The sequence below is a fragment of the Mycobacterium sp. genome, assembly GCF_050701675.1.
Lineage (GTDB): Bacteria > Actinomycetota > Actinomycetes > Mycobacteriales > Mycobacteriaceae > Mycobacterium.
In genome coordinates this window covers 1-4,671 of sequence record NZ_JBOGDD010000023.1, presented here as the reverse complement: position 1 = coordinate 4,671, position 4,671 = coordinate 1, and the positions used below count along the sequence as shown (strand labels likewise).

The 4,671-nt window shown below is 68.5% G+C and carries 6 protein-coding genes; 3 read left to right on the top strand and 3 right to left on the bottom strand.

The window, feature by feature from the left end:
• The 3 genes from ACRDUX_RS00770 to ACRDUX_RS00760 all read left to right on the top strand — a co-directional run.
• On the top strand, positions 1-564 hold a 564-nt coding region (locus ACRDUX_RS00770), incomplete at its 5' end, for a phosphohexomutase domain-containing protein (RefSeq protein ID WP_526410066.1).
• Between the two features lie 41 nt (positions 565-605).
• A complete protein-coding gene (locus ACRDUX_RS00765) occupies positions 606-911 on the top strand; it encodes a DUF7162 family protein (protein WP_526386773.1) in 306 nt (101 codons plus the stop codon).
• 2 nt (positions 912-913) lie between these two features.
• Positions 914-2,314 (top strand): hypothetical protein, encoded by a 1,401-nt coding sequence (locus ACRDUX_RS00760; protein ID WP_526410064.1) that lies wholly within the window; start codon positions 914-916, stop codon positions 2,312-2,314.
• A gap of 8 nt (positions 2,315-2,322) precedes the next feature.
• Here ACRDUX_RS00760 and ACRDUX_RS00755 read toward each other — a convergent pair whose 3' ends face one another.
• From ACRDUX_RS00755 to ACRDUX_RS00745, 3 genes are all read right to left on the bottom strand, one after another.
• Positions 2,323-2,922 carry a GNAT family N-acetyltransferase gene (locus ACRDUX_RS00755; RefSeq protein ID WP_526410062.1) on the bottom strand — a complete coding sequence of 200 codons (600 nt, stop codon included), beginning with the start codon at positions 2,920-2,922 and terminating at the stop codon, positions 2,323-2,325.
• Positions 2,923-3,628: 706 nt separating this feature from the next.
• Positions 3,629-4,060 carry a heme-binding protein gene (locus ACRDUX_RS00750; RefSeq protein ID WP_526410068.1) on the bottom strand — a complete coding sequence of 144 codons (432 nt, stop codon included), beginning with the start codon at positions 4,058-4,060 and terminating at the stop codon, positions 3,629-3,631.
• Positions 4,061-4,071: 11 nt separating this feature from the next.
• Entirely contained in the window at positions 4,072-4,446 is a 375-nt protein-coding gene (locus ACRDUX_RS00745; RefSeq protein WP_526410060.1) for a NifU family protein, read from the bottom strand.
• Positions 4,447-4,671: the final 225 nt, after the last annotated feature.

The following is a 4,671-nucleotide window of genomic DNA, read 5'->3' as shown; positions in this document are numbered from 1 at the left end:
GACGCGATCATGGTGATCCTCGCCCTGGCCATGCGCGATGCCGGCGAGTTGGCGTCGAACACGTTGGTGGCCACGGTGATGAGCAATCTCGGTTTACACATCGCGATGCGCGGGGCGGGTATCGAGGTCCGCACCACCGCCGTTGGTGACCGCTACGTGTTGGAGGAGTTGCGCGCCGGCGAGTATTCGTTGGGCGGCGAGCAGTCCGGTCACATCGTGATGCCTGCGCTCGGCACCACGGGCGACGGGATCGCCACCGGGTTGCGCATGATGTCGAGGATGGCGCAGACCCGATCGACCCTTGCTGCGCTCGCCGCGCCGATGCAGACCCTCCCGCAGGTGCTGATCAACGTCGCGGTCGCGGACAAGGCCACCGTCGCGGAGGCACCCTCGGTGGTCTCCGCCGTCGCCTTGGCGAAGGCCGAACTCGGCGATACCGGTCGAATTCTGTTGCGTCCCTCGGGAACCGAACAGGTGGTGCGGGTGATGGTCGAGGCGGCCGACGAGGACACTGCGCGTCTGCTGGCGTCCCGTGTCGCGGATTCGGTCAGCAAACAGCGCTGAATCCGGGAACCGAATGGGCACCCCGTGCGTCATAACCCGGCATGGGAGAAATTGAGTCCGCGCACGTCGACGTCGGTGCGCTCTTCGACGTCGCAGGCCGATATGACGCGGTCGCGGACGTCGTCGACGCTCTGGCGCGCACACATCTGGCCCGGCTGAGCTTCGACGGGTCGGTCTCGGGACGCGACTACGCCGCGCGCGGCGACGCCCAGCGGCGGGCCGTCGACGAGGTCGTCGATCAGATGCACCTATGGGCCAGGGCGGCCCGCGAGATCGCGTCGGCGCTGCGCTCTTCGGGTGCCCGCTACGTCGACGTCGATGCGCGCAGCGCCGCGCGGCTGGGGTGAGCGTGGCGAATCCATTCGACGTCGCGTCGCGACTCGCCGAGGGCAACCCCGCCGTTGACGACGTCGAGGAGTACGTGACGGCGTGCCGTCGCCTCGGCTACCAGCACCCCGATCTGACGGCTAGTGCCACGCAGGTGCGGGACTGGTATGCCAGTGAGGACGGGCTCGACCTGCGGGCGTTGGACGGCGACTGCGCGGCGCTGTCGGCGGTGGCGTCCGCGGCCGAGGACGCGGCCCGCACCCAGGCCGACCTGGTTGCGGAGCTGTCCGCGGCTTGGTCCGGCAGAGGTGCGGCGGCGGCCCGCGAATTCACCTGGCGCAGTGGCCAAGCGGCGAGCGCCGTCAGCGCGGCAGTCCGCGCGTCGGCGGATGCAGCGGCGACGCTTCGGGACGAACTGTGGCGCGCAGTCGACGCGAAGGTGGCTGCCGTCCAGGCCATCGACGGCAGGCATCAAGCCCAGCGCACGCAGTGGCTGGCCGCCGCCAAGACGATGACGAGCGGCGCGGGGGACCTCGCGGCGGCCAGTGAACTGATCGATCAAGAGGTGAAGCCGTTCGTGGACAACGACATCGGCTCGGACTGGCTGACGGCGATGCGGGCCGCCGGTGCGTCGATCAACGGGGCCTACGACGCAGCGCTCGCCACGATGACCGCCGCGCCACGCGCGGTGTTCGAGGTGCCTGGCGAGCTAGGTCCCCGTGCCCAGACGCCCGAACCCGTCGCAGCTCCGGGTGATGCGCCGTTGCCGTCATCGTCATCGTCGGTTCAGACCGTTCCTGCGGCGGCCGGGGCGCCGGCCCCGGTGCCTGCCGCTTCTTCCCCCATGTCGTCGTCTGCCGCACCATGGGCCGCCCCCGCGCCCGCCATGTCACCGGCCCTCGTCGATCCCGCCGGCCAGGCGCCCGCCGCCTCGATGCCTGGTGCGACGCCGTCGATGCCCTCGCTCGGAGACCTCGGCGCGGGCACGTCTTCTCTCGGATCGGGTCTGTCGGGATTCGGACAGCAGCTGGCCGACCTGATCGGGGGACTGGTCGGATCGACCGACGATGGACTGCCCGATTCGGCGGACGTCGACGAACTCGACGAGGTGGACGGCCCAGAAGAGCCCCTGACTGACGAGGACGAGCCAGACGATCCGGACCCGTCCGACGACGAAACAGAGGAACCGCCACCCGACCAAGACCCGGTCGCCGAGGAGGTCGTGGAGTCGGGGGAGGCGACCGTGGGCTGCGGTGAGCCCGCCGACGGGCCGGCACTAGACCCGGCTCCGGCGCCGACAGTGGTTGAGCCACCACTGGATTCGCCACCATCCCCGCAACCCATGCCCCAGGCCGTTGCCGATACCGGAGAACCGACACCGTGCGAGATTGCCGCCGACGAGCTGCCACAGGTCGGAGAGTAGCCCTGAGGCTAGGCGGGGCGCAGCCCGGCATCGCTACTCAGGCGGGCATGGACGTGCATATCGTGCCAGCCGTCGGCGTGCAACGCCGCACCGCGCCGAATGCCCTCTTCCCGGAACCCGGCTTTGACGGCCACCCGGCACGATGCGAGGTTCTGGGTCGAATGATCGAGCTCGAGTCGATGAAAGCCGGCTTCCCGGAACGCCCATTCCGACACCGCGACGACGGCCCGCGTGCATAGCCCTCGACCGCGCGCTGCGGGACACATCCAGTAGGCGACCTCGGCCGTCGCGTCGTGCAGCTCCAACCCCTTCAGGGCGATGCGGCCGAGAAGTCCGTCGGTGTCGGCATCAACAATTGCCCAGTTGGCCTCGGACTCCTTGGGCCAGCCGCTCTGCCAGTGCGCGATCAGGTCGTGCGCTTCGTCGATCGAGTCTGCGCGCCGCACGTGCCAGCGCCGAATCGCCGGATCGTCGAAGGCCTCCACCGTGGCCGCAGCATCGTCGCGGATCCACGGGCGCAGGAGCGCGGCGCCGGCAACGGGGATCGAGGGTTGCGCCGATCTCGAGATCGACCCGGCGGGCATGGCCGGAGGAAACAGACTGGGCATCCGACTATTTTCTCGTGCTCGGGCCAGGAAGCGGCGAAGGTGCCCGAGGCGGTTGCCGAGATCGCCGACCCGACGCCGTGTGAGATTGCCGCGGACGAGCTGCCACAGGTCGGGGAGTAGCGTCCGTCGCGTGAAACTGCACATGCCACAGGCGGTGTTCCTGTTTCTGCTCGGGGCAGCGGCATCGCTCGTCGGCGACCACAGTCACGTTGCCACGGGCACCACGGTCTACTTGACGGATGCGGTGCCGTTCGTGTGGAGCAGTCCGGTCTGGTTCCCGGCGATGGTCGGTCTGGCGACTGTCTCCCTGGCCGAACTTCGCCTGCACCTGCCCGACGTGCGGACCACCGTCACTGCCAGGCGGGGTCTGGCCGGTGTCGCGGCGGTGGTCGGAATCTATGTCACCACCGCCCTGGTGCACACCGCGCCCGAGGTGCCAGGGATCGCGCTGATCTCCGCGATGGCGGTCATCACGTGGTGTGCGCTCGGCGACAGGCCGTCGGTGGTGTGCGGGGTGCTCGCAGGGGTGATCGGCCCCGTGGTCGAGATCGCGCTCGTCGGGGCAGGGGTGTTCGCCTACGCCGCAGGCTCCGACGGACTCTCGGTGTCGGCCCATGGCTGCCGCCCCTGTACTTCGCGTTCGGCGTGGTGGCCGCGCTGCTCGGCGAGCTGTGCGCCAACTCGAGTGCTGCGTGAGGCGAATTCGTCACGTGGTTTGGGGAATTCGGTCGATCAGCGCCAGCGCTGCCTGCGCGACGCCCATGTCGTCGGTGTAATGCCCGCCGGAGACTCCGATCCCGCCGATGACGTGTTGGTCGACGGTGATGGGGTAGCCGCCTCCGAAGACGATCAGTCGTGGGGTGTGCACGATCCCGTCGCGCAACGGCGGATCATCCTTGATGAAGTCGTGCCATTGATCCGTCGGCATCCCGAAAGCTGCTGCGGTGTAGGCCTTGTCCTGCGAGATGCGCACCGCGAGCCGCGGTGATCCGTCCATCCGGCGAAATGCCTTCAGTTCACCGGAGGCATCGACGATGGAGATCACCGATCGCTGCTGGACCGAGGTGGCGTACTGCACGGCTGCCTCGAGAAGTCGCTGCGCGAATGCATCGGTGATCGTTGCCTCGTGTTCATACATGTCGGTCGTCGTCATCGCTGGTTGACACCACCCTGCTCGTCGTCGGTGTACTTCGTGGAGTTGACCATCAGGGGCAGCTTTCGGACACCTGATCGGGGGCTGGTCCGTCGGCCCGATCGGGCCGACGTGGCGCTGAGGGCCAGGACGCGCCGGACGGCGGCCTCTGAGACGTTGACGTTCGGTGCACTCACTGAGCGGACGCCATCGACCTGCTTGATCAGCGGCGCGACCTTGCTGTAGAAGGTCGCGGCGACCGCCGGGCAAGCGCGACAGGCGCCCTGGAATGCCAGGACGACATCGCCGGCGGGAGAGACGGAGGCTGCCGCGACGGCGCCGCCGTGGGAGTCCAGGAATCGCCCAAGGTGCTGGCGGATCGCTTGGTCCACTGCTGACTGAATGGATTGCGGTTCCGTTGAATTGACGGCGGACACGTCACGGGGTCCTGTCATCGCTGCCGTGAATCGCCTTGAGCGTCTGGCCCACGTCGATGCCGAGCATCCCCGCGTAGTTCTCACCGAGGATCTTGCGCTTGTCGTCACGGGTGATCTCGGGAAAGCCGTAGTCGCTCTGCAGGTTCTCCGGCATCTCGAGATCCATGAACAGCTCGATGT

Excerpts from the sequence above, each read along its gene's own strand:
- ACRDUX_RS00755 (WP_526410062.1), bottom strand. The coding sequence starts at position 2,922 with ATGCCCAGTCTGTTTCCTCCGGCCATGCCCGCCGGGTCGATCTCGAGA.
- ACRDUX_RS00765 (WP_526386773.1), top strand. The coding sequence starts at position 606 with ATGGGAGAAATTGAGTCCGCGCACGTCGACGTCGGTGCGCTCTTCGAC.
- ACRDUX_RS00750 (WP_526410068.1), bottom strand. The coding sequence starts at position 4,060 with ATGTATGAACACGAGGCAACGATCACCGATGCATTCGCGCAGCGACTT.